The 22365-nt window shown below is 61.7% G+C and carries 18 protein-coding genes; 8 read left to right on the top strand and 10 right to left on the bottom strand.

The window, feature by feature from the left end; genetic code table 11:
- Positions 1-4: 4 nt before the first annotated feature.
- The 7 genes from ASD03_RS23755 to ASD03_RS23725 all read right to left on the bottom strand — a co-directional run bounded on the left by ASD03_RS23755 (position 5) and on the right by ASD03_RS23725 (position 9406).
- On the bottom strand, positions 5-1582 hold the full coding sequence (locus ASD03_RS23755; protein WP_025430341.1) for a nickel ABC transporter substrate-binding protein: 1578 nt from the start codon (positions 1580-1582) through the stop codon (positions 5-7).
- 551 nt (positions 1583-2133) lie between these two features.
- Positions 2134-3531 (bottom strand): amidohydrolase family protein, encoded by a 1398-nt coding sequence (locus ASD03_RS23750; protein ID WP_244494690.1) that lies wholly within the window; start codon positions 3529-3531, stop codon positions 2134-2136.
- Positions 3532-3635: 104 nt separating this feature from the next.
- A complete protein-coding gene (locus ASD03_RS23745; protein ID WP_025430343.1) occupies positions 3636-4451 on the bottom strand; it encodes an aspartate/glutamate racemase family protein in 816 nt (271 codons plus the stop codon).
- Complete coding sequence (locus ASD03_RS23740) at positions 4451-5107, bottom strand: flavin reductase family protein (protein ID WP_057216884.1); 657 nt, start codon at positions 5105-5107, stop codon at positions 4451-4453. The genes ASD03_RS23745 and ASD03_RS23740 overlap by 1 nt, the downstream gene beginning before the upstream one ends.
- A 772-nt stretch (positions 5108-5879) precedes the next feature.
- Positions 5880-6596, bottom strand: coding sequence for a GntR family transcriptional regulator (locus ASD03_RS23735; RefSeq protein ID WP_025430345.1), 717 nt, complete (start codon positions 6594-6596; stop codon positions 5880-5882).
- Between the two features lie 214 nt (positions 6597-6810).
- Positions 6811-8007, bottom strand: a complete 1197-nt coding sequence (locus ASD03_RS23730; protein ID WP_057216882.1) for an amidohydrolase — start codon at positions 8005-8007, stop codon at positions 6811-6813.
- Entirely contained in the window at positions 7982-9406 is a 1425-nt protein-coding gene (locus ASD03_RS23725) for an amidohydrolase family protein (protein ID WP_057217213.1), read from the bottom strand. The genes ASD03_RS23730 and ASD03_RS23725 overlap by 26 nt, the downstream gene beginning before the upstream one ends.
- Before the next feature lie 164 nt (positions 9407-9570).
- Here ASD03_RS23725 and ASD03_RS23720 point away from each other — a divergent pair, with 164 nt between their 5' ends.
- The 7 genes from ASD03_RS23720 (at position 9571) to ASD03_RS23695 (ending at position 17272) form a co-directional block, all read left to right on the top strand.
- Positions 9571-11145 (top strand): ABC transporter substrate-binding protein, encoded by a 1575-nt coding sequence (locus ASD03_RS23720; RefSeq protein ID WP_057216880.1) that lies wholly within the window; start codon positions 9571-9573, stop codon positions 11143-11145.
- A gap of 160 nt (positions 11146-11305) precedes the next feature.
- Complete coding sequence (locus tag ASD03_RS23715; RefSeq protein ID WP_057216878.1) at positions 11306-12271, top strand: ABC transporter permease; 966 nt, start codon at positions 11306-11308, stop codon at positions 12269-12271.
- Positions 12271-13167, top strand: coding sequence for an ABC transporter permease (locus ASD03_RS23710; RefSeq protein ID WP_025430350.1), 897 nt, complete (start codon positions 12271-12273; stop codon positions 13165-13167). The genes ASD03_RS23715 and ASD03_RS23710 overlap by 1 nt, the downstream gene beginning before the upstream one ends.
- Before the next feature lies 1 nt (position 13168).
- Positions 13169-14908 carry an ABC transporter ATP-binding protein gene (locus ASD03_RS23705; RefSeq protein ID WP_057216876.1) on the top strand — a complete coding sequence of 580 codons (1740 nt, stop codon included), beginning with the start codon at positions 13169-13171 and terminating at the stop codon, positions 14906-14908.
- Positions 14905-15042: a hypothetical protein gene (locus ASD03_RS39275; protein ID WP_156408056.1), complete on the top strand. Its 138-nt coding sequence runs from the start codon at positions 14905-14907 to the stop codon at positions 15040-15042. The genes ASD03_RS23705 and ASD03_RS39275 overlap by 4 nt, the downstream gene beginning before the upstream one ends.
- Positions 15043-15182: 140 nt before the next feature.
- A complete protein-coding gene (locus ASD03_RS23700; RefSeq protein WP_057216874.1) occupies positions 15183-16379 on the top strand; it encodes a cyanate transporter in 1197 nt (398 codons plus the stop codon).
- A gap of 188 nt (positions 16380-16567) precedes the next feature.
- Entirely contained in the window at positions 16568-17272 is a 705-nt protein-coding gene (locus ASD03_RS23695; protein ID WP_025430353.1) for a GntR family transcriptional regulator, read from the top strand.
- A gap of 453 nt (positions 17273-17725) precedes the next feature.
- Here the strand turns inward: ASD03_RS23695 and ASD03_RS23690 are convergent, their stop codons facing one another.
- The 3 genes from ASD03_RS23690 to ASD03_RS23680 are packed head-to-tail and all read right to left on the bottom strand — an operon-like array spanning position 17726 to position 21191.
- On the bottom strand, positions 17726-18433 hold the full coding sequence (locus ASD03_RS23690) for a sulfite exporter TauE/SafE family protein (protein WP_057216871.1): 708 nt from the start codon (positions 18431-18433) through the stop codon (positions 17726-17728).
- Positions 18430-19830: an amidohydrolase gene (locus ASD03_RS23685; RefSeq protein ID WP_057216868.1), complete on the bottom strand. Its 1401-nt coding sequence runs from the start codon at positions 19828-19830 to the stop codon at positions 18430-18432. Before ASD03_RS23685 ends, ASD03_RS23690 begins: the two co-directional genes overlap by 4 nt.
- Complete coding sequence (locus ASD03_RS23680) at positions 19827-21191, bottom strand: uracil-xanthine permease family protein (RefSeq protein WP_057216865.1); 1365 nt, start codon at positions 21189-21191, stop codon at positions 19827-19829. Before ASD03_RS23680 ends, ASD03_RS23685 begins: the two co-directional genes overlap by 4 nt.
- A gap of 133 nt (positions 21192-21324) precedes the next feature.
- Between ASD03_RS23680 and ASD03_RS23675 the strand changes: the two genes are divergently transcribed.
- Positions 21325-22329 (top strand): substrate-binding domain-containing protein, encoded by a 1005-nt coding sequence (locus tag ASD03_RS23675; RefSeq protein WP_057216862.1) that lies wholly within the window; start codon positions 21325-21327, stop codon positions 22327-22329.
- Positions 22330-22365: the final 36 nt, after the last annotated feature.

The raw sequence follows: 22365 nt of genomic DNA, 5'->3' as shown, positions 1-22365 counted from the left end.
CCTCCTACTCGGCCAGCAGAATGTTTTCGTAGGGCATGTCGTATTCGGTGACCGGGCTGCTGAAGCCATGGAGCCGCTTGGAATGCGCCCAGATGCTCGGCACGTAGACCAGCGGCGCAATCGCGTCGTTGTCCCGTAGCCAGTCATAGACCTTCTGAATGGTCGGCTGGATCTGATCGCCGGTCGCGGCCATCGCCGCATTGATCAACGGATCGAGGTTGACCGGATCGGTGACCAGCTTGCCCTCGACGTCGTTGTGGAAGGTCGACAGGCACAGTCCGACGATCGAGCCGAACGGATCGTAAGGTGCGCCATAGGTCAGGAAGAAGCCGAGATCGTACTTCTGTTCGAGCATGTCCGTGTGCTTGGAGGCATGGTCAACCGAGCGGATGACGAGGTCGATACCGATCTCCTTCATCTCGGACTGGATGACCTCGGCAATCACACGTGATCCCGGCACGGCGTCCGGGCTGACGACCAATTCGAGCGTCAGCGGCTTGCCGTTCTTGGATCGGATGGGGCTTCCCGTCCAGCCGGCCTTTTCGAGCAGCGCCGATGCGGCCGCAGCATCCCGGACAGGGGCATCACTTTGCGTTCCGGCATAAGGCAAGGCGCCCGAGAACATGTTGCCGGCGGGCTTGGCGTAGCCATGGTAAAGCACCTTGGAAATCGCAGCGCGATCGATGCCGATGCTGACGGCCTTGCGCACTTGCGGATCCTTGAGCGCCTCAGCACGGTCGGGATTATAGGCCATCACCAGCGTGACGTTGCCCGGATCGACGACGACGTTGAAACCGGCCGCCTCAAGCTGCTTGCCCTCTTCCGGGGTCAAGGGCGCGATCCAGAAACCGCCGATCAGGTCGAGTTCCTCGGCACGCAATGCCGCAACCCGTGAACGGGCATCAGGGATAACCTTGGCTTCAAGGCGTTCATAGGACGGCAACTCGCCCCAGTAGCCTTCGTGATGCTCGAAGACGCTCTGGGTGTCGTCCGCGCTGATCTGACGCCACGGCCCGGTACCCACAGGCTCCTTGAACTTGCCGTCGGCACCTACGGATTTAGGCGACAGGAAGCGCGTCGGCCGCGTGTAGGAAAGTTCCTGCATGAGCGCGAGCACCGGCTCCTTGAAATGCAGGGTGACGTGGTAGTCGTCGACCACGTCGAGCGACTGGAAGTGCTTTGAGCAATTCATCCAGCTGAACTGGTCGATGCCCATCCAGCGCTCGAGATTCCATTTGCACGCGGCAGCGTCGAACTTGGTGCCGTCCTGGAATGTCACGCCCTCGCGCAACGTCAGATGCAGCGTCTTGCCGCCGTCTTCGATCTTCCAGTCGGTTGCCAGGCAAGGTTCGATCTGACCGCCCTTGCCGTATTTCACGAGCGGCTCGAACATGAGGTCCTGAATGGCCCAGATCGCGTAGTGACTCTGCGGATCGAGATTGCCGGCAGGTTTGGCGATGGCAACTCGGAGCGTGCCGGCGGCACCTTGCGCATAAACGATTTTCGACAAAGCACCCTGCGCCATGGCCAAGCCGATAGCGCCGGCCGCCCCTTGCAGGAACGTACGTCTATTTACTGACATGAGTTTTTTCTCCTCCTTGGCGCGCCCTGCGCCCGCCTAGACACCGCGGCCTCCACGCCGTTTTGTATAGACAAATTGACTGTCTCATGTATACAATCCTGCGTCAAGATCGCATTTTAGATTGTAGACATTTTAGCCGACAAAGCGGTACGGGCGAGAATTGGGATGAGAATGCGCTGGCACAACCGACGTTATCGTCGCGTTTCGCCCACGACGAAACGCTGTTGGCGCGAATCCTGGCAGCTGCGACGCCGTTCCACCTCAACAATATCGGCAGAACTTGTATACAATGCGAGTGGAGTTGAATGCTGACGAGACCATCGGCTTCCGGAAGAAGGAGGCCGCACAATAAGGTGCGCTGATCGGCGTGGCCCGCGCGATAGGCAGGCCCAAGATAAATGCGCGGGCCGAGTTCGGTCGCCGCAGTCGTTCATGTGTGGTTTTGGATGGAATCTCGACAACGGCGGCCTGCGTATGCGGCCGCCGTTGATGTAATCAAGCGTATCGCAGCCGGTGCAGAACGCGAGAGCGCTCGCAACGGCGGGTCGGCCTCAGGCTTTGCCGATACTGCCGAACACCAGACGCCCCTGGTGGAAGGTGGCGGTGCGCGCCGGCACGCGAGCCACCGCCTCCGCGGAGCAACTCGCACCGACAAGCGTGAAGGCGGCGTCATCTCCGGCATTTGGCCAGGCACGTTTGCCTTCATCATCCAACGGCAAAACGCCGCCGGTGGCGATGGCCATGGCCCGTGACAAGTGGAACTCATCCGACCCGCGATAAAGCTGCGCGTAGAAATAGGCCCTTTCCAGCATGTCGCCGCTGCCGAACGGCGACCAGTGATCGATGACGCTATCCGTTCCGGTCATCACGAACACGCCTGCCTTGCTCAATTGTGGCAATGGCATCATTAGAGCACCAAGCGGGACCGTCGAGGCGATCGTCATCTGATTTTCCGCCAGGCGGGAGGCAGTCTCCTCCAATGCTTCAGGAGCCAGTGTAGTCAGGGCAAAGGCATGGCTGATGGTTACCTTGCCGCGCAGCGCGGGATTCTTCTCCGTGGTCTCCATCATGTAGTTGATCGCCGCCATCCCCGCCGGACTGGTTTCATGTAGGTGGATGTCTACCCCTTTGCCGGTATCGAGGGCAATCTGGAACATGGCGTCGAGTGACTTCTCCATCGCCCCATCGACGTTGGTCGGATCCAGCCCACCGACATAGTGCACGCCCATCTGCATCGCTTCGCGCATCAAGCCGTCGACCTTGGAATGCAACAAACCGTGTTGTGGGAAGGCGACAATCTCGCAGACGAAGTCATCGCGGTGATTTTCCAGCGCGCGCTGCAGGTGTTCAAGGCTTTTCAGGCCACTGACCGGATCGATGTTGCAATGGCTCCGTGCGACGGTGCTCCCCTTGGATTGAAGCAGCGCGATCAGGCCCTCGGCTCGTTGCTGCGAGGTGGGCAACAATTGGGGGATCAGCTTTTCTTCCAGCGCAATCATGTCCATGATGGTCTTGCCTTGGCGCGGCCGCGGCGCCTGCCAGGGACCACCGTAAAAGGTCTTGTCCAAATGTATGTGCATATCGCGCATGGCCGGCAGCATCAGTTGGCCATACGCCTGATAGCGCGCGACACCGCTGGGCAGCGTTGCGTTCGCGGGATGAAGCGCGGCGATCTTGCCGTCCTTGATCTCGACGGTGTACAGCGCGGTGCGGGTGCCGATGACGATGTCGCCGTCATACTCGAAACCTTCTTCCAGCCGCACGTCAGCCAGCAGGTAGTGACGATCCGTCAGCATGTTTGCTCCAATCTCGGCAACAGGTTCGGCCGTATTCGCAGATACCTCGTGAGCCAGTCCGCCAGTCAGCCCGACGACCGCGCAAGCGGTGGTCAGCTTCCCCGTTTGGCCGAGAAATGCCCGGCGGCTTTGCGACAGTGTCTGTTCCAACATCGTTCCCTCATCGTGGGTTTGGGGAGTTTGCGTAATGATGACAATTCGATTTGCACGGACAGCCGATAGCTGTCGCATCTTGCCGAGCTACGGGACAAGATGTGCTACGGTTGCAGACTGCAAAACGTTACCGTTTCGGCCGAACTGATCACTTCTTGGGAAATGGGCGTGAGAACCATCCGTTGATCAATGATGGGGTGGCACGCCGATACGAGATCACCGGACTTGTCGCGGGGATAAGCGTAGGCGCCAGCCTTCGAGGTCCGAAAGCCACCGCTCACCAATGCCTCGGCGAGCTTGACGGCTGCCGCCACGCCGTCGATGACGGGGACCCCCGTTTCGCGCGATAGCCAATCGCACAGTTCTGCCATGCCGGCGCACCCAAGGACGATGGCATCGACACCATCCTCGCGTATCGCAGCGCGCGCCTCATCGAGGAGTTTCGCGCGCGCGATTGCCGGGTCGGTTTCGAGTGCTAGCACCGGCAGGTCGACCGAGCGCACACGGCGGCATCGCGAGGCAGCCCCGTAGTGCGCGACAAGATCCTCAATCACCGGCACCGACCTCGGCAGCGTGGTGATCACTGTGAAGCGGGTCGCTACGGTTACTGCGATCTGCACCGCCGCCTGGCAGATACCGATGACGGGACCGGAGGCAACCTCGCGCGCAGCGGCAAGGCCGGGATCATCAAAGCAGGCTATCACGTGCGCCGATACGCCCCGCTTCTCGGCGGCACGGATCGCCGCCAACATCGCAGGCACGGCCATCGCCTCGTCCGCGTAGCCTTCGATCGAGGCGGGCGTGTCCGTTGCGGTCTCCGCCTCGATGACTGTGCCCTCCGATCGTGCTGCCTCGGCCGCACGTGCGATTTGGTCGGTCATTGAGGCTGTCGAATTCGGATTGATGACGTGTATGCGGATCATCGGGTGGCTCTCTCCGGCCTGGGGTTCACTTGTGCAAACTCGAAGCGCAGTAGCTCTTCCGGCTTTTTAAGTTCGAACTGGCGATCTGAAGTGATGTAGTTGTCGGCATGCAGCCTGGCGATCGGCTGGTAGGTTTCCGGATTCGCATAGCGCCCTTCGGCATCAAGGCACCGGTCCTGGATATGCATGTGCACGACTTTGCCGATGACGAGCACGCGCTTGTGATAGTCGAGGATGCGGTCGACCCTGCATTCGAAGCTGCAGGGACTTTCGGCGATGCGAGCGACGTCGATCTGGTCACACGGCACCGGTGTCAGACCGGCGAAATCCAGTTCATCCACTTCTGAGGCGAAGTTGACGCCGCAGACGATCATCGCCTCGGCGAGCGCCATGTCGACCATGTTGACAACGAACTCGCCGGTTCGGCGGATGTTCGAGACAGTGTCCTTCTCATCACCATTGCCGCGGTTCTGGATGCCGAGCACCACCAAAGGCGGCTCGTGGGCAAACACGTTGAAGAAGCTCATTGGCGCTGCATTATTGTGTCCGGCCGGCGACCGGGTTCCAACAAGCGCGATGGGGCGCGGACCAATGAAATTGGTCAGCAATCGATAACGATCGGGAGGGGGTAGCGTGGTGAAATCGATATTCATGTCCGGTTCTCCTCCATGACCGTTCAACCGCTTATCACTGCGCCGACGCACGGCGCGTCGACCGGCTGGGACGTCCCAGCGTGCAGCCGTAGGCACGGCAAACACCCACGCACAGGAGAACCTCGCCGAGCTTTCCGCACGGAAACCGGCGTATCTGGCACGTTGCTCTCCCGGCGTCGCCGAATACCATCTTTGATTTATATCGCATCCATTTTTGTGTCAATATTGCATCCAATTAATGCATACAATATTATCAGTCAATCTCAGGCGTGCCTGCGCCATATTGCCGGCGCGAACCGCTGGCACAAAGGAATGTTTGGGAAGACGTTTTAACTAATGCGCTGCCGCGAAAAAGGTCGCAACGATGTTGCCAATCACCGACTGTAGGTTTCGTTAAATCGTATTCGATGTAAAAACATGCAGCAATTCAGAGTGCTACAGCGACCTTTGCGCGTCTAACAAGACGCGCGGCGCTGTAGGTGCGTTGCTCGACGCGAGGGTATAAGCGAGAGTGGCATACGACGCGCGCCGAAATCTGCTCACCTTCCGCCCAATCTGCTGGCGGCAAGTTGTATACTATAGATGCCGAATATTGTATTATGTTATGGGTGCAGCCGTCAAAGCGCTACAGCGACCTTTGCGCGTCCAATAAGACGCGCGGCGCTGTAGCGGCGCTGTAGGAGTCCTGACTTTCGTCCGCGCGTGGAAAACGGGCATTGACGTCCAGCAGGGAGCGCCAGTGATCACGCTGGTCACAAGGCGGCAAAACGGTCTAAAGGCCCTCTTCTTTTGCGTAGGCAGCCAGGAGATCCGGCAAGTCGTTTTCCGAGTTGCTTTTCAGCAGAGCGCGCGTTGTGATGGCCCCGATGTGATGGTCCATCAATTTGCACGCCTTTTCGCGATCGTTCCGTGCAAGTGCGGCAATCAACTCGCGGTGCTCCGACACGGCGCAATCGGACGAATGAGGGCGACCATAGAGCGACAAAATCATGGACGAGCGCGAGACGAGCTCGGTAACGTATCGCGATAGGATGGCGTTCTCCGTCAGCTGTGCGAGCAGGACGTGAAACTCACCGGCGAGTTGGATCGAGGCCGACGGATTGTCGAGCCTTGCCTTGTCTTCGGCGTCGACGTGCGCTTCAAGCTCCTTGATCTTCGGGGCCGTCAGACTGCCGATCAGGCTATCGACGACCAACGTCTCCAACGCTCGGCGCACGGCAAAGATATTATGCCCTTCCTCCAGACTGGGGTGGCTGACGCATGCTCCCTTGTTCGGCCGCAATTCGATCAGACCCTCACCGTTCAGTCGCGCCAGAGCCTGCCGCACGATCGTGCGGCTGACGCCCAGCCGCTCACCGATCGAATCCTCGGGAAGTTTCGTGCCCGCAGCGAATGCTTGGTCGAGGATGGCACGCTTCAAGATACGATAGACCGCATCTGACTTGGGGACCGCCGATCTTGCATTGCTGTCGCTGGGTTTGGGAGTCATGATTTTCCTCGAAAATAGCCAAAGCGTGCGATTGATAGCGATTGCCAAGCGTTGGATCGCAAACAACTATCACCACGCAAGCCGAACCGTAAAGCCGCGGTCGGCGGCCCGCTGAACCGGCAGGTTAGGCCGTTGCATAGTGACGGCTCGACCGATCGCGGCCCGCCACTGCGAACACCAAATTCCCGACTTTTCGCCTTTCATCGAAAAAGCTTCATTCGATGGCCGGCAAATCGCCAGCCAATTCGCCGCCATTCACAACCACGCGGCCGCGCCGGATGACGGTGCGCCTATGCGGCGTCAGGGCGACGGCTTCCGCCAACGCGCGCGCGGGTACCAGCACCAGGTCGCCGAAGCAGCCTTCAGAGAGACCGTAACCGCCGAGACCGATACCTTCAGCACCACCGAAAGTGCAGATGCGGGCGGTTTCTTCGAGATCAACATCGTTGGTCATACCGTTGCGTTGCGCCAGGTACTTCGCGCGCTCCAGCATGTCACCATTTCCAAACGGCTCCCAGGTCCCCTGAATGCCGTCAGAGCCGGAGGCAACCGTGAGACCGCATTGGCGCATCAGTCGCAATGGCAATGCCGGGGCAGAGGGACTGCCGACGGTCATCACCGCGATGCGTTCTGCAGCGAGCTGGCCGATTAGCGCGTTTTGCCGTGAGGCGTCGAGCGTCCCGAGGCAATAGGCGTGGCTCACCATCACCTGCCCCTGCAGCGACAAGGCGCGGGTCCGTTCGACGATGAGTTCAAGACAATAGGCACCGAGGTCGCCCGGTTCATGCAGATGAATGTCGACAGGTTTTCCGTGACGGTCCGCGAGCGCGAAGATTGCATCGAGGTGACGCACCGGATCGCGCTCGATCGTGGCGGGGTCGATGCCGCCGACGATATCGGCGCCGGCCCTCAGGGCCGCATCCATCAACTCAAGCGTCCCCTCGCGCGGCAGCATGCCGCTTTGCGGGAAAGCCACAATCTGTACATCGACCAGATCGCGCATTGCCTCGCGTGTTTCCAGCACGCCTTCGACATTGGCGATGCCGATCTCGGTGTCGACATCAACGTGGCTGCGAATGCTCAAAACGCCATGGGCGAGCGTCTGAAGGATCTGACGGGCCGATTGCCGACGGGCGTTGATGCCAAGCTCGCGCTTGGCATTGCGGTCGGCCAGGATTCGGTCGTTGCGGGTCGGACCGACCCGGTTCTCGAACCAGTCCATGCCGACAAGTGTCTTGTCGAGATGCGTATGTGCCTCGACAAGCCCTGGCAAGGCGACATGTCCGGTTGCGTCGATCTCGGCCACCGGACGGGCACAATCTGCCGCAACAAACCGACCGTCTCGGATGAGAAGGTCCTCAACAGGCCCACCGAAGGGGCGGGCATTACGGATAAGAAGGTCTGCAGTCATTGTAGATCCTCGATTGTCCAAGCGCCTTGCGATCACTAAGTCCGGCCCGCGCCATCGCCAGCCGAAATGCGCGCAGGGCACGGTCGAGGACCGCGTCTTCGTCCTGGCCGACGAGGCGTCGCCCGCGCATCAGGACACGCCCGCCGACGATGGTGGTGTCCACGTCCGCCCCATTGGCGAAGCGAGCAAGGCGCTGCACCGGATCGTGCGGTGGCCAGAGATGGGGCTGACGCATATTCACAAGGACGATATCGGCGCGCTTGCCGGTTTCAAGCGAGCCGAGTTCATCCTCCATCATCAGGGCGCGCGCGCCGTCGATCGTCGCCATCTCCAGCAGCCGCAGCGGCGGCAGCACGGTATCATCTGAGAAATGGCGCGCGTGGTAGCGATGGGCCTGGAACATGTTGCGGAACATGTCGAAGGACCGATCGGGCGCCGCGGCATCGGTGCCGAGCGAAACCACTATGCCGTCCTCCATCAGCTCCGGTGCCGGGCAGCGGCCATAGACCGACATCAGCGCACTCGGATTGTGCGCAACCTTGGCACCGGTCCGCTTCAGGACCGCCCGGTCGGCCTCGGTCAGGTCTATGCAATGGGCAAGGAGCGACCGCTCGTCAAAGAGACCAAGTCGCGCATCGTTGGCGGCGATGGATCCGTCGCGATGACCGTCCTGCACCAGAAGGCTTCGCCTCTCACGCGCGCGGTCGCGGACTTTGCATGCAATCCTGTATACCGTTTCCCCGCGCAGTTCCTGCTCATCGAAAACCGGTAGCGAAAACACGACCTGCAGCCGGTCGTCGCGTCCAGCCCAGGCATCGACCAACTCGGTGGCCACGTCTATCTGCCGGTCTGGGGAGACGACGATGTCGTTGTGGGACGTCGGCGTATACTGGCGATACACGTGATTTTGCCCGGATCGGTTCGGCCCCACGGCCAGAACCTCACGCACCCCCATAGCTGCAATTGAGGCGAGATGCGCCTCCGCCGCCTCTGGCGCCTCGGTGCGCATAATGTCCGGGCCGCCGCCAAACAACAGAGCCGCAGTCGTCGTGCCGCACTTGATCCGCTCTGCCGCCGACAGCGCCGCTTCCGCTGCCCAGAACTCAGGGTCGGTCGCAGTCGCGTAAATGCGGCCGGTCACGTCCATCCAGTCCTCGGCTGCACTGCCCAACCCTTTGGTCAGCATATGTCCGGCATGAGCGTGTGTGTCGATCAGCCCAGGCATCGCGACCATGCCGGCAGCCTCGATGCGCTCGGCCTGCCATTCTCCGGCAAAGCTTCCCTCGCCGATGCCGGCGATGCGCCCGTCCTCGACCAGAACATGGCCGCGCTCAAGAACGCGACGGTCCGCGTCCATGGTAACGATCGTGGCGTTTTCAATCAGCAGTGCATTCGTCATCGGAAGTTCCCTTTCCGGCTGTCGGGCCTGGCGTTCTTTTTTGAGAAGCGTCGCCAAAACCACTTTTGCCATCTTGATATTGTTTGCATCAGATGTACACTATTACTGGGAACATTCGTATCCAATAACACAGATAATATGTATACGCTAAACGGGAGAAACCAGTGAAAACCTCTTTGAAGACCCTCTTGGCGGGTCTCGCCCTTGTGGCGCCGCTTTCCGCCCCCGCCCTCGCCGAGACACTGCGCTGGGCTTCATCCGGCGATGTCATTTCCTACGACCCCAACGCACAGGTCGACAGCTTTACCCAAAGCGTGCACCATATGGTTTTCGACCCTCTGGTGCGCCGTAACAAGGACCTGAAGCTCGAGCCGGCGCTCGCCACCTCCTGGGAGGTCATCGAGCCGACCCGCTGGCGCTTCAAGCTGCGCCAGGGCGTGAAATTCCATGAGGGCCAGCCCTTCAACGCCGACGACGTCGTGGCGACCATCCAGCGCCAGATCGACCCCGGCGCGCGCAACCGCGAGAACCTTTCAACCGTCGTCGGCGTCGAGAAGGTAGATGAATACACTGTCGACCTCATCCTGCGCGGGCCCTATCCGCTGCTCCTCAACGACCTTGCCGCCATCTACATCATGAGCAAGCCCTGGATGGAGGAGCATGACGCGCTGAAGCCGGGCAATGCTTCGACCGGAGTCGTCACCTATGCCAGCAACCATGCCAACGGCACGGGTGCCTTCAAGCTGAAGACCTACGAACCGGATTCGCGCTCGGTCTTCGAAGTGAACAAGGACTGGTGGGACAAGCCGCAGCACAATCTGGACGAGGTCGAGTTCCGTCCGATCGCCTCCGACGCGACCCGCGTCGCGGCGCTGCTATCGGGTGAAGTCGACATGATTGCGCCCGTTCCGTTGCAGGACGTCGATCGCATCGCCGCCACCGATGGGCTGAAGGTCGTCGAGAACCCGTCGCTGCGCACCATATTCTTCATTTTCAGCTACCGGCCGGAACTTCATGCGACCCCCGGCAAGCCCAATCCGCTGCTCGATGTGCGGGTGCGCCAGGCCCTGTGGCACGCGATCGATACCAACACGATCCAGAAGCGCCTGATGCGCGGCAAGTCGCGTACGGCCGGGATGCTCGTCGCACCGGCGGTGACCGGCTACGACGAAACCATCGACGTGCCGCTTCCCTATGATGTCGACAAGGCCAAGGCGCTGCTGGCCGAGGCCGGTTATCCGGATGGTTTCAAAACGGGGCTCGCCTGCCCCAATGACCGCTACATCGCCGACGAGCAGATCTGCCTTGCGGTCGCCTCCATGTGGGCGCAGATCGGCGTCCAGGCCAATGTGAGTGTCGAGAGCAAGACGACCTATTTCCCGCGTACGGACAAGGGTGAGTTCGACGTCTATCTTCTCGGCTGGGCTTCGCTGCCGCCGATGGACGGCTTCAGCCCATTGCAAGCGCTGCTGGCGACCAATGACGGCACCTTCGGCGGCAGCAACGCCGATGGGCTCTCCAATCCCGAGATCGACAAGCTGGCCTATGCCGCAGCCGTTGAAACTGACGAAACCAAACGCGTCGAGATGCTGAAGCAAGCCTTCCGCATCACCCATGATCAGGTATTCTACCTGCCGCTGCACCAGCAGCCGGTCGCCTGGGCGATGAGCAGCAAGCTCGACATGCCGCAGTTCCCGGACGAGTACGTGCGTCCGTGGTTCGCACAGATGAAGAAGTAGTCGGGATTCTCCCAAGGCGCAGTCCCGGCAAGCGAAGCCTGCCGGGACTGCGCTCAAACCGGGTCAACCCTTCCGCGTTGCTGGCGGCGCGGGGGACGCGGGAGCGCAACAGCCCGGTTTTCGCCCCTTCGGGCAAGATCGCTCCCTCAAGGACTATCCGATGATCAGACTCTTTTCAGTCAGGTTGCTTCAGGCCATCCTCGTGATGGTCGCAGTGACTGCCATTGCCTTCGTCATGTTCCGCTTCGTCGGCGATCCCGTCGCCTCGATGGTCCGTGAAGGCGCAACCCAGGCAGAAAAGGACGCGGTCCGTGTCGCGCTCGGCCTCGACAGGTCGGTCGTGGTGCAGTTCGTCGATTTCGTCGGCCACGTGCTGACCGGCGATCTCGGCACGAGCTACCGCTACCAGCAGCCTGTGACCAGCCTGTTGCTCAGCCGTCTTCCGGCCACGCTGGAGCTGGTTGTCGTCGCCACCGTGCTGGCCCTGTCGCTCGGCATTCCGCTCGGAGTGCTCTGCGCGCTAAAACCGCGTTCCTTTCTCTCCCGGCTGACCCAGTCTGCGACACTGGTCGGTATTTCGATGCCCACCTTCGTCACCGGCCTGCTGCTGATCCTGGTTTTCGCAGTGAACCTGCGCTGGTTGCCGTCCTCCGGACGCGGAGACCTCGTCGATATCGGTTTTTGGGAGACCGGCTTCCTCACCCTTTCGGGCCTGAAGTCGCTGATCCTGCCGTCGATCACGCTGGCGCTGTTCCAGCTCACGCTGATCATGCGGCTGGTGCGCTCGGAGATGATCGACGTGCTGTCGTCGGACTATATCCGCTTCGCCTTCGCCCGCGGCTTGCCGCGCGCCTATATCTATGGGCGGCTCGCTCTACGCAACGCGCTAATGCCGGTCGTCACCGTTACGGGCCTGCAGATCGGCCAGCTCATCGCCTTCGCCATCGTCACCGAGACAGTGTTCCAATGGCCGGGCATGGGCCTGCTCTTCACGAATGCCGTCGGCTATCCCGACGTGCCGGTGTTGGCTGCCTACCTTCTGTTCGTTGGCTTCCTGTTCGTCATGATCAACATGATCGTCGACATTCTCTACACCTTCATCGATCCGCGCCTGAGGACACGATAATGGCTACGCAATCCCTGATGCGCCGGCTTCCGCCGGTTTCCGTGATGATCGCCAGCCTGGTGCTCTTCATCATGCTGACCCTCGTCATCTTCGCCCCGCTGATCGCGCCGATGGATCCTCGCGACGTCTCATCCTATTCGCTGATCGACATGGAAATCCCCCCGGCGTTCATGGAGGGCGGTGATCCCCGCTTCCTGCTCGGCACCGACAACCAGGGCCGCGACCTCGTCTCCGTCATCCTGTTCGGGCTCAGGATCTCCGTCGTCATCGGCGTCGGCGCGGTGGTCTTCGCGGCCGTGGTCGGCGTCGTGCTCGGTCTCGTCGCCGGCTTCTTCGGCGGCGTGATCGATGGCATCGTCATGCGCATCGCCGATGTCTTTGTCAGTTTCCCCACCATCCTCGTCGCACTGCTCATCAGCGGCATCGCCCGCGCGCAGCTCAGCGCCGAAACGATGCTTGCCTGGGCGCCGCTGGTGTTGATCTTCTCCATTGCCGTCAACGAATGGGTGCAATATGCCCGCACCGTGCGCGCCTCGACCATGGTGGAAGTTGCGCGCGACTACGTGCGCGCCGCCAAGGTCATCGGCCTGCCGTCCGGCCGCATCATGGGCCGCCACATTCTACCAAACATCATGAGTTCGGTGATGGTCATCGCCACCATCAACCTTGCGGGCGCGATCCTGACGGAGGCGACGCTCTCCTTCCTCGGCGCCGGCATGCCGCCGACCTATCCCTCGCTCGGTACGTTGATCCGCATCGGCAATCAGTTCCTGTTCTCCGGCCTCTGGTGGATTGCGGTGATGCCGGCGACTGTACTGGTCGTCCTTGTGCTGGCCGTCAACGTGATCGGCGACTATTTGCGCGACCACTTCAACCCGAAACTGATGGTTCGCTGAGATGACCGAATCCACGCTCCCCGTCCTCGACATTCGCAATCTCTGCGTCGAGTATCCGCTGGCCAACGGCAACACGCTTAAGGCCGTCAAGAACACCGATCTCATGATCCGCCCCGGGGAAATCCACGCCCTCGTCGGTGAATCCGGCGCCGGCAAGACCACTGTCGGCAATGCGCTGATGGGTCTCCTGCAGGCCCCTGGTAGAATCGCATCCGGCTCCATCGTCATCGCCGGCAAGCAGATCGACCTACGCACCGGCCGCACCGAAGGCATTGTGCCCGGACGCGATGTCGGCGCGATCTTCCAGGATCCGATGACGAGCCTCAACCCGCTCTTCACGGTGGAAAGCCAGCTCTGCGAAGGCATGCTCACCCATCTGAAGCTTTCGTCCAAGGAGGCGAAGGCCCGCGCGCTGGAACTGATGAAGGCCGTCGGTATTCCGGAGCCCGAACGCCGGCTCAGCAGCTATCCGCACCAGCTTTCCGGCGGACAGCGCCAGCGCGTGGTCATCGCCACCGCACTCGCCTGCAATCCGCAGCTTATCGTCGCCGACGAGCCGACGACCGCGCTCGACGTCTCGGTGCAGGCCCAGATCCTCAAGCTCATCCGCAATCTTGCGGACGAGCGCGGCGTCGGCATTCTGCTCGTCACGCACAATATGGGTGTCGTCGCCGAGATCGCCGACCGCGTCACCATCATGCAGAACGGCGCGGTGGTGGAAAGCGGGCCGACGCGCGAGGTGCTGACCGCGCCGAAGGCGCCCTATGCCCGCACGCTGATCGCCGCCGTGCCGCCGATCGAAACACGCCTCGAGCGTCTACCGGTCCCGAGTGAGGAAACGCAGGTGTCGCTCGACGCCCGCGCCACCGTGCGCCGCAAGAGTGCAAAGAGCGAGGCGGGCAGCCGCGACGACGTGGTACTCTCCGTGCGCGACCTTGCGGTGGAGTATGGCAGCCGTTCGTTGATCCCAGGCCGCAAGGCGTCAGTCTTCAAGGCGGTCAAGGGCGTCTCGTTCGACGTCCGGCGCGGCGAGATTTTCGGCCTCGTCGGCGAATCCGGCTGCGGCAAGACCACCGTCGCCAACTCCATAGCCGGCCTCGTCACCCAGAGTTCGGGCACCATCGATTTTCAGGGAACGGCGCTCGGCGCCCGACGTGAAAAATCGGTGCGCCAGTCCCTGCAGATGGTGTTCCAGGACCCCTATTCGGCACTCAACCCGCGCCTGCGCATCAACTCCGCGATTGCCGAGCCCATCCTGTTCTACAAGCTCGCTTCCAATGCGCAGGAAGCCCGGCAGGACGCCAGGACGCTGCTCGAAGCTGTCGGCCTTCCCGCCGATGCCGGGTCGCGCTTCTCGCACGCTTTCTCCGGCGGTCAGCGCCAGCGGATCGCCATTGCGCGCGCGCTCGGGCCGCGCCCTTCGCTGCTCATCTGCGACGAGCCGACCTCCGCGCTCGACGTCTCGGTACAGGCGCAACTCCTCAACCTCCTGAAGGATCTGCGCGACCTCGCCGGCCTCTCCATGCTGTTCATCAGCCACGACCTCGCGGTGATCCGTCAGATGTGCGACCGCGTGGCCGTCATGAAGTCAGGGCAGATCGTCGAGCTTGCCGATACCGAAACGCTCTTCACCGCGCCGCAACACGAATATACCCGTGAGCTTCTTCGCCTTGCCCCGTCACTTGAGCGCATCCTGGGCGCGAACTCGCCTCGGCCTGGCCGTGGATGGCAAAACGGATGAGAATCTCCCCTTGCCGGCACGCCGTTCTCGATGCCGCCCAGCTTGAAGCCGATCTCATGATCGACTGGTCAGGTTTGCGCGATACGCTGGAAACGCCGCGCGTCTTCCGCGTCACAGCCGAGATACGGATTTGATTGAATGAATCCCGTGCACGGCGTGGCTTTGCTGCTGTGCCGAAGTTATTGCACGTCGCAAACGAATTGGTGCACTGCCGCGCGCATGCCTTTTCGGGCCACAGCAAAATAAAAAGAAGACGTAAAGGAAATACCCGATCATGCCGAAATCAACCCAGCCCGCGACGGGCCGGCAATGGATGCTGCTCACTCTCGTCTTGCTGGTTGCTGTCAATTTGCGGCCGTTTCTCACCGCACCGGGGCCCGTGCTGTCCGAGATCGTCGCCGAAACCGGGATGGGATATGGCAGTCTGGCCTTGCTGACGCTGCTGCCGATGATGCTGATGGGCGTCGGCGCCTTCGTGTCGCCCTCGCTGCAGGCCAGGATCGGTACGCGCCGCGGTATTCTCATCGCCCTGCTTGTGCTAGCCGCCGGCTCCCTGCTGCGGCTCGTCGCGCCCGGCGGCGTAGCGTTGGTGACAACCGCCGCCCTTTGTGGCGCCGGCGCCGCCTTCATCCAGGCGGCCTTTCCCGGCATCATCAAGGCGGAGTTTCCCCAAAGCATCCCGGTTGTCACTGGACTCTATTCCGCGTTCCTGATGGGTGGCGGGGCCTTAGGCGCGCGGCTGACGCCACTTCTCGTCAATCACGGTTACGGCTGGCGCCCAGCGCTGGCCTGGCTCGCGGCGCCCGCACTTGTCGCTCTCTGCGCCGCATGTTTCATCCTGTCGGACTCGCGCAGCGACCGTCCAGACAAAGCGCTCACCGGCAGATTGCTCCGCCGGCCTCGTACATGGACGCTTATCGTCGCCTTCGGGTTGGTCAACGCCGGTTACTCCTCCGCCGTCGCCTGGCTGGCCTCCTATTACCAATCTCTTGGCTGGAGCAGCGGCGACAGCGGCAATCTCGTGGCATTGATGGCAATCTGTCAGGCAGCGGCGGCCCTCGCCCTGCCGGTTCTTGCCCGCCGCAGCATCGACCGGCGAGCGTTCCTCCGCATGACGCTGGCGATGCAGGCAGTCGGCTTTGCCGGTTTCGCTTTCATGCCGCAGGCAGCGCCCGCCGTCTGGGCAGCCTTGTGCGGCGCCGGCCTCGGCAGCAGCTTCTCGTTGGCGATCGTCACCGCCCTCGATCACCTGCCGCGGCCGGAGGAGGCGGGCGTGCTGGTGGCGTTGATGCAGGGTGGCGGTTTCCTGATCGCGTCCCTCGGCCCCTTCGCCACCGCATTCCTGCACGACGTCAGCGGCAGCTTCGCCCCTGGCTGGGTGATGCATCTTCTCTGCGTCGCCAGCGTGTTCTTCCTTTACATGCGCTTCAACCCATCACGCTATGCGCAAGCGATGCAATCACCGATCTGAGCGAAAATGATTTGCTCTGAATCGGCGGTGGCACTTTGGCCTCGTCACGTTCGGTCGACGTTGATGCCTCGGACCTCGCACAGGACGGGTGTCGAAACAGCTTGCGTCTCGAGATACCAAGGCACTGGACATGCCGCCATTTTGTATGCAATTCGAGGTGACAATCACCAGGATTTGGAGAAATCAGAATGGCAAAGAAAGAGAGCGATGTAGGCGGTGGCCGCGCTCAGGCCGTTCATCGTGTCCTGAAACGCGCAATCCTCGACCAGGCGCTTTCGCCAGGATCAAAACTGCCGGAAGATTCTATCGGCGAACGGCTTGGTGTCAGCCGAACCCTGGTCCGCGAGGCGCTGGTTCGCCTTAGCCAGGAGGGATTGGTCGAGTTACGCCCGAACAAGGGGGCGATGGTTTCACGGCCGACGCTCGAAGAAGGGCGCAATCTGTTCCTTACTCGGATGGCGCTGGAACGGCTCGTGGTGGAAACACTTTCGGGCAAATTGACCAGCGAGCAAATCGACGTGCTTTCCACGCATATTTCGCTCGAGGAAGCCGCTAAGAAGGAGCGGGCTCCGTCGATCCGGCTGGCGGGCGAGTTCCATACCCTCCTTGCGCAGATGACGAACAACACGAGCCTAATTCGTTACGTGAACGAACTGGTCGCCCGAAGTTCCCTGATCCTCGCGCTCTATGGCCGACCGCATTCTTCGGAATGCGCCGTATCGGAACACCGGGACCTTCTGGACAACTTGATTGCTGGCAAGACCGACGAGGCGACCACCCTTATGGGGCATCACCTCGAGTCGGTTACGACACGCGCACTCCTTCCCACGGATGGCGACAGAAACATCAAGGAGGTGCTGTCCGCCTACGCAGCGGCGGAGGGCCTTGCCTAGAGCATTTCCAGGAAAAGTGCGAAGCGGTTTTCCGTCAGGAAATGCGTAAAAACAAAGAGATAGAGCGTTTGTGCGGTTCCGTCTAAATCGGAAGCGCACTAGACGAAACAGGGTGAGACGGGTGACGACCTCGTATCCCTGAGCGCTGCGCTCCGACACGTCAGGATCGCCGGATCACCCAGACTGAGCCGCAAGAGCAGGAAGACGAGGAGGATGACCGGCACCACGCCAAGCATCTTCCTTGCAACGTAGCCTGGCGTGCAACTCCAACCAAATTGAATGCATTTCTCCTATAATCTTGTATTCAATCCGCACAAAGCCACCGAAAAGAACGGAACTCTCCGCCGAAACAGCCAATACCCTAACCTTTCCCGGGCGGCCCGTAGCCAATGAAGAGCATGCTGCAAGACCCAGCGAGCGCCTTCCGGCCCCCATGCGCATGTGCTCCTTGCCTCAGCGCACAATGAGGAACACTCCGCTGACGATGGCAAAACTCAAAACGGCAACGCGAAGACCACGTCCGCCGATACGATGATGCGCCAATCTGGAGACAGCGCTTCCAAGCAGGACGGCGGGTGTCAGATAGAGTGCCGCCAGCAGCTGCTCAAAACCCAGTCGTCCGGAGATAGCCAGCACGACCAGCGACATCACCTCCCCGACGAGAAAGCAAAAGGCGACCGTTGCGCGCAAGACCGGTGCCTTGGCATGTTGGTAGAGCAAGGCGAGAGGTGGGCCACCGATGCCAGTGGCGGTTTCGGTGACGCCCGTGAACAGGCCGACACCGAGGGCGCTCGGTTTGTTCGGCGTAAACGGTGGGGCAACAAGAGCGGCGGCGGCGGCAATCACCGTGAAAATACCGACCGCAAGGTCCAACTGGTCGAGTGAAAGCGCGGCCAGCAACCAGAGACCGGCGAACGTTCCAGCAAACCGGCCAACGGTGATCCAGGTCGCGCCCGACCAGTCGACGTGCGCGCGCTCGCGTAGCGCGACATGCAGATTGAGCGGCAGCATCAACAGGAGCAGTGTCACTGGAAGCAGTTCAGGCTTCAACATCCCGACGACCGGCGCGACAATCAGGGCAAAGCCGATCCCGAGTGCGCCCTGGATGAACGCGGAGACGAACGTCACGATGGCCAGAATGGCGATAAGGCTCATGCTCATTGATAGTGCCCAAGACCGCGATGCGCTTCGGAAAGCGGGTGAATTCTCTGGATCGGCGCCGCCGCGATAACAGCAGCGGCCGCGCCCCTTATCTCCGCCAACAATGCCCGCGCATCCCAGTCGATGGGCCAGCCTTGCCAAAGCCTGAGGCGCCCGCCGGTGAAGACGGCATCGATCTGGTCGCGATTGCCGTAACGGACAAGCTCCCACATGAGATCGTGCGAGGGGGTAAACTCCGGGCGGTCGAGATCGACGAGCAGGAAGTCGGCGGCAAGGCCTTCGGCAATCGAACCGGTTACCGCCGATAGGCCCGCCACGTTCGCAGCGCCGGATGTCGCACGATCCAGCCAGAGTGAGCCGCCACCGCAGGACGAATCTCCCGTAGCAAGGCCAATGCCCGCGCGCTGCAAGCCTTCGGCCGCATCCATGAGCCGAAACCCGTCGGCGCGGGTACCGTCGGTGCCCAGCCCGAAGCGGATGCCGAGGGCTGCCATATGCAGCGCTGGCGCCACCGCATTGCCCTTCCACAGACTTGCCACTGGATTGTAGGCGACGGCGGTGTCGGTTTTCCGCAAGAGGTTGAGTTCATGCGGTGTGACGAGCGTTGAATGCGCCAGCAGAACCTGGTGGCCGAGGGCCCCCAGGTGGTCCAGGTGTTCGATTGGCCGGCGGCCCCTCGCCACCAGCGAACGTTCCACGGCAACGAGATGTTCGTTGACATGGGTCTGGAACACGACCCCGGCCGCGGCCGCCATGTCGGAAACCGCCTTCAACATCGCATCGCTGGCGGCTTCCGGAATGGATATCGCCAGAGAGGGATGGATCAGCGGATCACTGCCAAAGGTCGACAGGTGCTCCTCGGCCTGTTGCAGGATGACGTCTGGTTCAGGGATGTGCGCGGCGCCGCCAAGATCATTGCAGATAAAGCCGACGACGCTGCGAAGCCCGACTTCGCGCGCGGCGCGTACGAGCGCGCCGATATGGCCCTGCGAACGGGTGCCGGCATCGACGGCGGTGGTGAAGCCACCGCGCAGACACTCCAGTGCGGCGAGCTTGGCAGAGAGATAGACCATTCGCTCGTCCAGACTGCCTTCCAGCGGCACCCAGATCCGCCGAAAGATCTCGGACGGCTCCCCGAATACCAGGGCTTTGCCGAGTGACTGGGTCAGGTGCGTATGGGTGTCGACGAAGCCGGGCATCAGCAGATGACCCGGCAGGTCGGTCGGCGCGAGCTCCGGATAGTCCCTGGTTATCGCCTGCGCCGTGTCGACCCTGTGAAATTTGCCGGCGCGTATGACGACGGCCATACCGGCCCGTGGCCCTTCCGGCAGCAGGATGTAACCTGGACGCAGAAGCAGGTCATCGGTTGTCGACAGTTTTTGGCGGATTGCGGTCACTCGTTTGCTCCCTGGGCAGTGGATTTCAGTGAAGGCGCCGATGCCGCAGTGCCGGCGCCGTAATGGGAAAAGAAGGCGTTGACGACGACGGCCGTGATGGTGCCAGCGGCAAGCCCGTTGCCGAGGACCATCTGCGTCCATTGCGGAAACTGGCTGTAGACGCCCGGCACCAGGATCGGCAGAAGGCCGATCGACAGGGCTGAGGCCAGGGTGAACATCGGACCGTGTTCGCGCAGATCGACACGACGCAAAAGGTCGATCCCGATGACGCCGATAATCGAGAAGACGATGACCGCCGTGCCGCCGACGACAGCACCAGGCAACGCCGTGGCCATGCGTCCGACCGGCGCGACGAGAGCGATCAGGACGAGAATTGCGCCCGCCATGGCGGTTACGTAGCGCGACTTGACATTGGTGGCGCGCACGATGCCGACGTTCTCGCCGCTGGTGATGATCAAGGAGGTGCCGAACAGGCCGCCGACGAGAGACATCAACGCATCGCCGCGAATGGTTGCCGGAACGATCGCATGCACATCTCCCCTCCGCCCGACGATCTCGGCGGTGGCGATGGTCTGACCGGTAGCCTCCGCCATCGAAATGATCGAGAAGACGATGAGAGGCACGGCGGCGATAAGATCGAACTTCGGCATGCCGAAGGGAAACAGCTGCGGAACGGCGACGACCGGGCCGACGAGGACGCCGGACAAATCCATATGGCCGAGGGTGAGAGCGACGAGTGAACCGCCTACCAGACCGAGCATGACGGCAAGCCGCTGGAGCGTACCGCGAAAGACGCGCGCAGCGACGACCGTCAGAATGATGGTGATCAGGGCCAGACCAACCTCGATCGGCGCCGCGAAGCCTTCAGTTCCGGGCTTGCCGGTGATCGTCACGCCATAGATGCGCACGAGGTTGACGGAGACCAAGAGCAGCATCGTTCCAACGACGATTGGCGGAAAGTAGCGCAGAAGCCGGCGAAAGACGGGCAGCGCGAGAAAATAGAAGATGGCCGTCACAATGACAGCGCCCACCGCCGTCTGGACATCGGTCTGCTGCGCAATCACCAGGAAGATGGCGATCGGCGCGCCGCCCGGTACCATGACAAAGGGCAAGCGCGCGCCAAAACCCTTCGGACCAAAGCTCTGGAGCATCGAACCGAGGCCGCAGACAAAAAAGGTTGCGCTGATGAGCGAGACCGTCACGGCCTCGGAAAAGCCAAGAGCCTTGCTCACCAGAAAAACGGCGGTGATAGGAGACGCCGCCATCACCAGGACGTGCTGAACGCCAAACAAGACCAGGCTGCGCAATGGCAGCCTTTCATCGGCCGGATCGACCACTCCATTCATTTCATTTTGCATCATTTCCTCCTCCCGGCCTCCTCAAGCCGTCATGCAAATCGTTTTGCATGACGCGACTCGTACCATGGAATTCGTCGAATGCAAATCGTTTTGCAGAGTGCCGGCGACATGCTAAGACGGGCAAACTGGAGGCATCATGGGAAAACCTACTATCGCCGACCTAGCCAAGGCGGCGGGCGTGTCTGTCACCACCGTGTCGCACGCGTTTAGCGGGCGCCGCTATGTTGAGCCGGAAACACGCAAGCGCATCGAGGCACTCGCACACGCAATTGGCTACAGGCCCAACCACCGTGCGCAACGCTTGCGAACCGGAAGGGCCGGATCGATCGCGCTCGTCTCATCGATGCCATTCGCGGTTGCTGCTGGTCCCTCGCGCCTGGGTTTCCTGATGGAGATCGCCGCAGCCGCCGCCGTCGCAGCCTTTTCGCGCGGCATCGCGCTGTGCCTCGTGCCTCCACTTGGTCCGAGCGACAGCCTGGACGCGCTTGAAGTGGATGGCGCCATCGTCGTCGAGCCGGAACTCAATGATCCGGTGCTGGATTTCTTCTTCAATCGCGGCGTCGATGTCGTGTCCATCGGACGCGCGCCCGGTCGGGACGACCTTCCCTTCGTGGATCTGCAGAGTGGGGCAACGGCCCACCTAATGCTCGATCACCTGCTCGCAGGCGGCGGTCGCGTCGGGCTGATAACCGGCGTGCAAAGACGCAATTCCTATATCGAGATGGAAACAATCTATGCGGAGCGCATGGCGAAAGCCGGGCTCTCACCCCTTGCCGTTCGCGTTGACGAACGGGGGGGCGAACAGGCAGCGGCCGTGGCCGCCGAAGCTCTCCTGCGGGCGGACCCCACCATTTCTGCCCTATGCGTGCCGGTCGACGCCTTTGCGACCGGCGTTCTGGACGCGGCACGCTCCGTCGGACGCAAGGTTCCCCAGGACCTCCGCCTTGCGACCCGTTATGACGGCATGCGTGCCAAGTTGGCCACCCCGCCCCTCACGGCGGTTAATCTTCATCTCGATCAGGTGGCGGCGGCGGCGGTCGATCTGCTCCTGGCCCGTCTGGGCCACCACGACCACGAACCAGGCGTTGTGTCGCCACCAACGCTGGTGCCGCGAGCTTCGTCGGGGGCGTCACCGGTGTAGGTTTGTACATTGCAATCCTGGAGGGGCACCGGACAT

It is taken from the genome of Ensifer sp. Root127 (genome assembly GCF_001425225.1).
In the GTDB taxonomy this organism is placed as follows: domain Bacteria; phylum Pseudomonadota; class Alphaproteobacteria; order Rhizobiales; family Rhizobiaceae; genus Ensifer; species Ensifer canadensis.
This window is presented reverse-complemented; position numbering and strand designations above follow the sequence as displayed.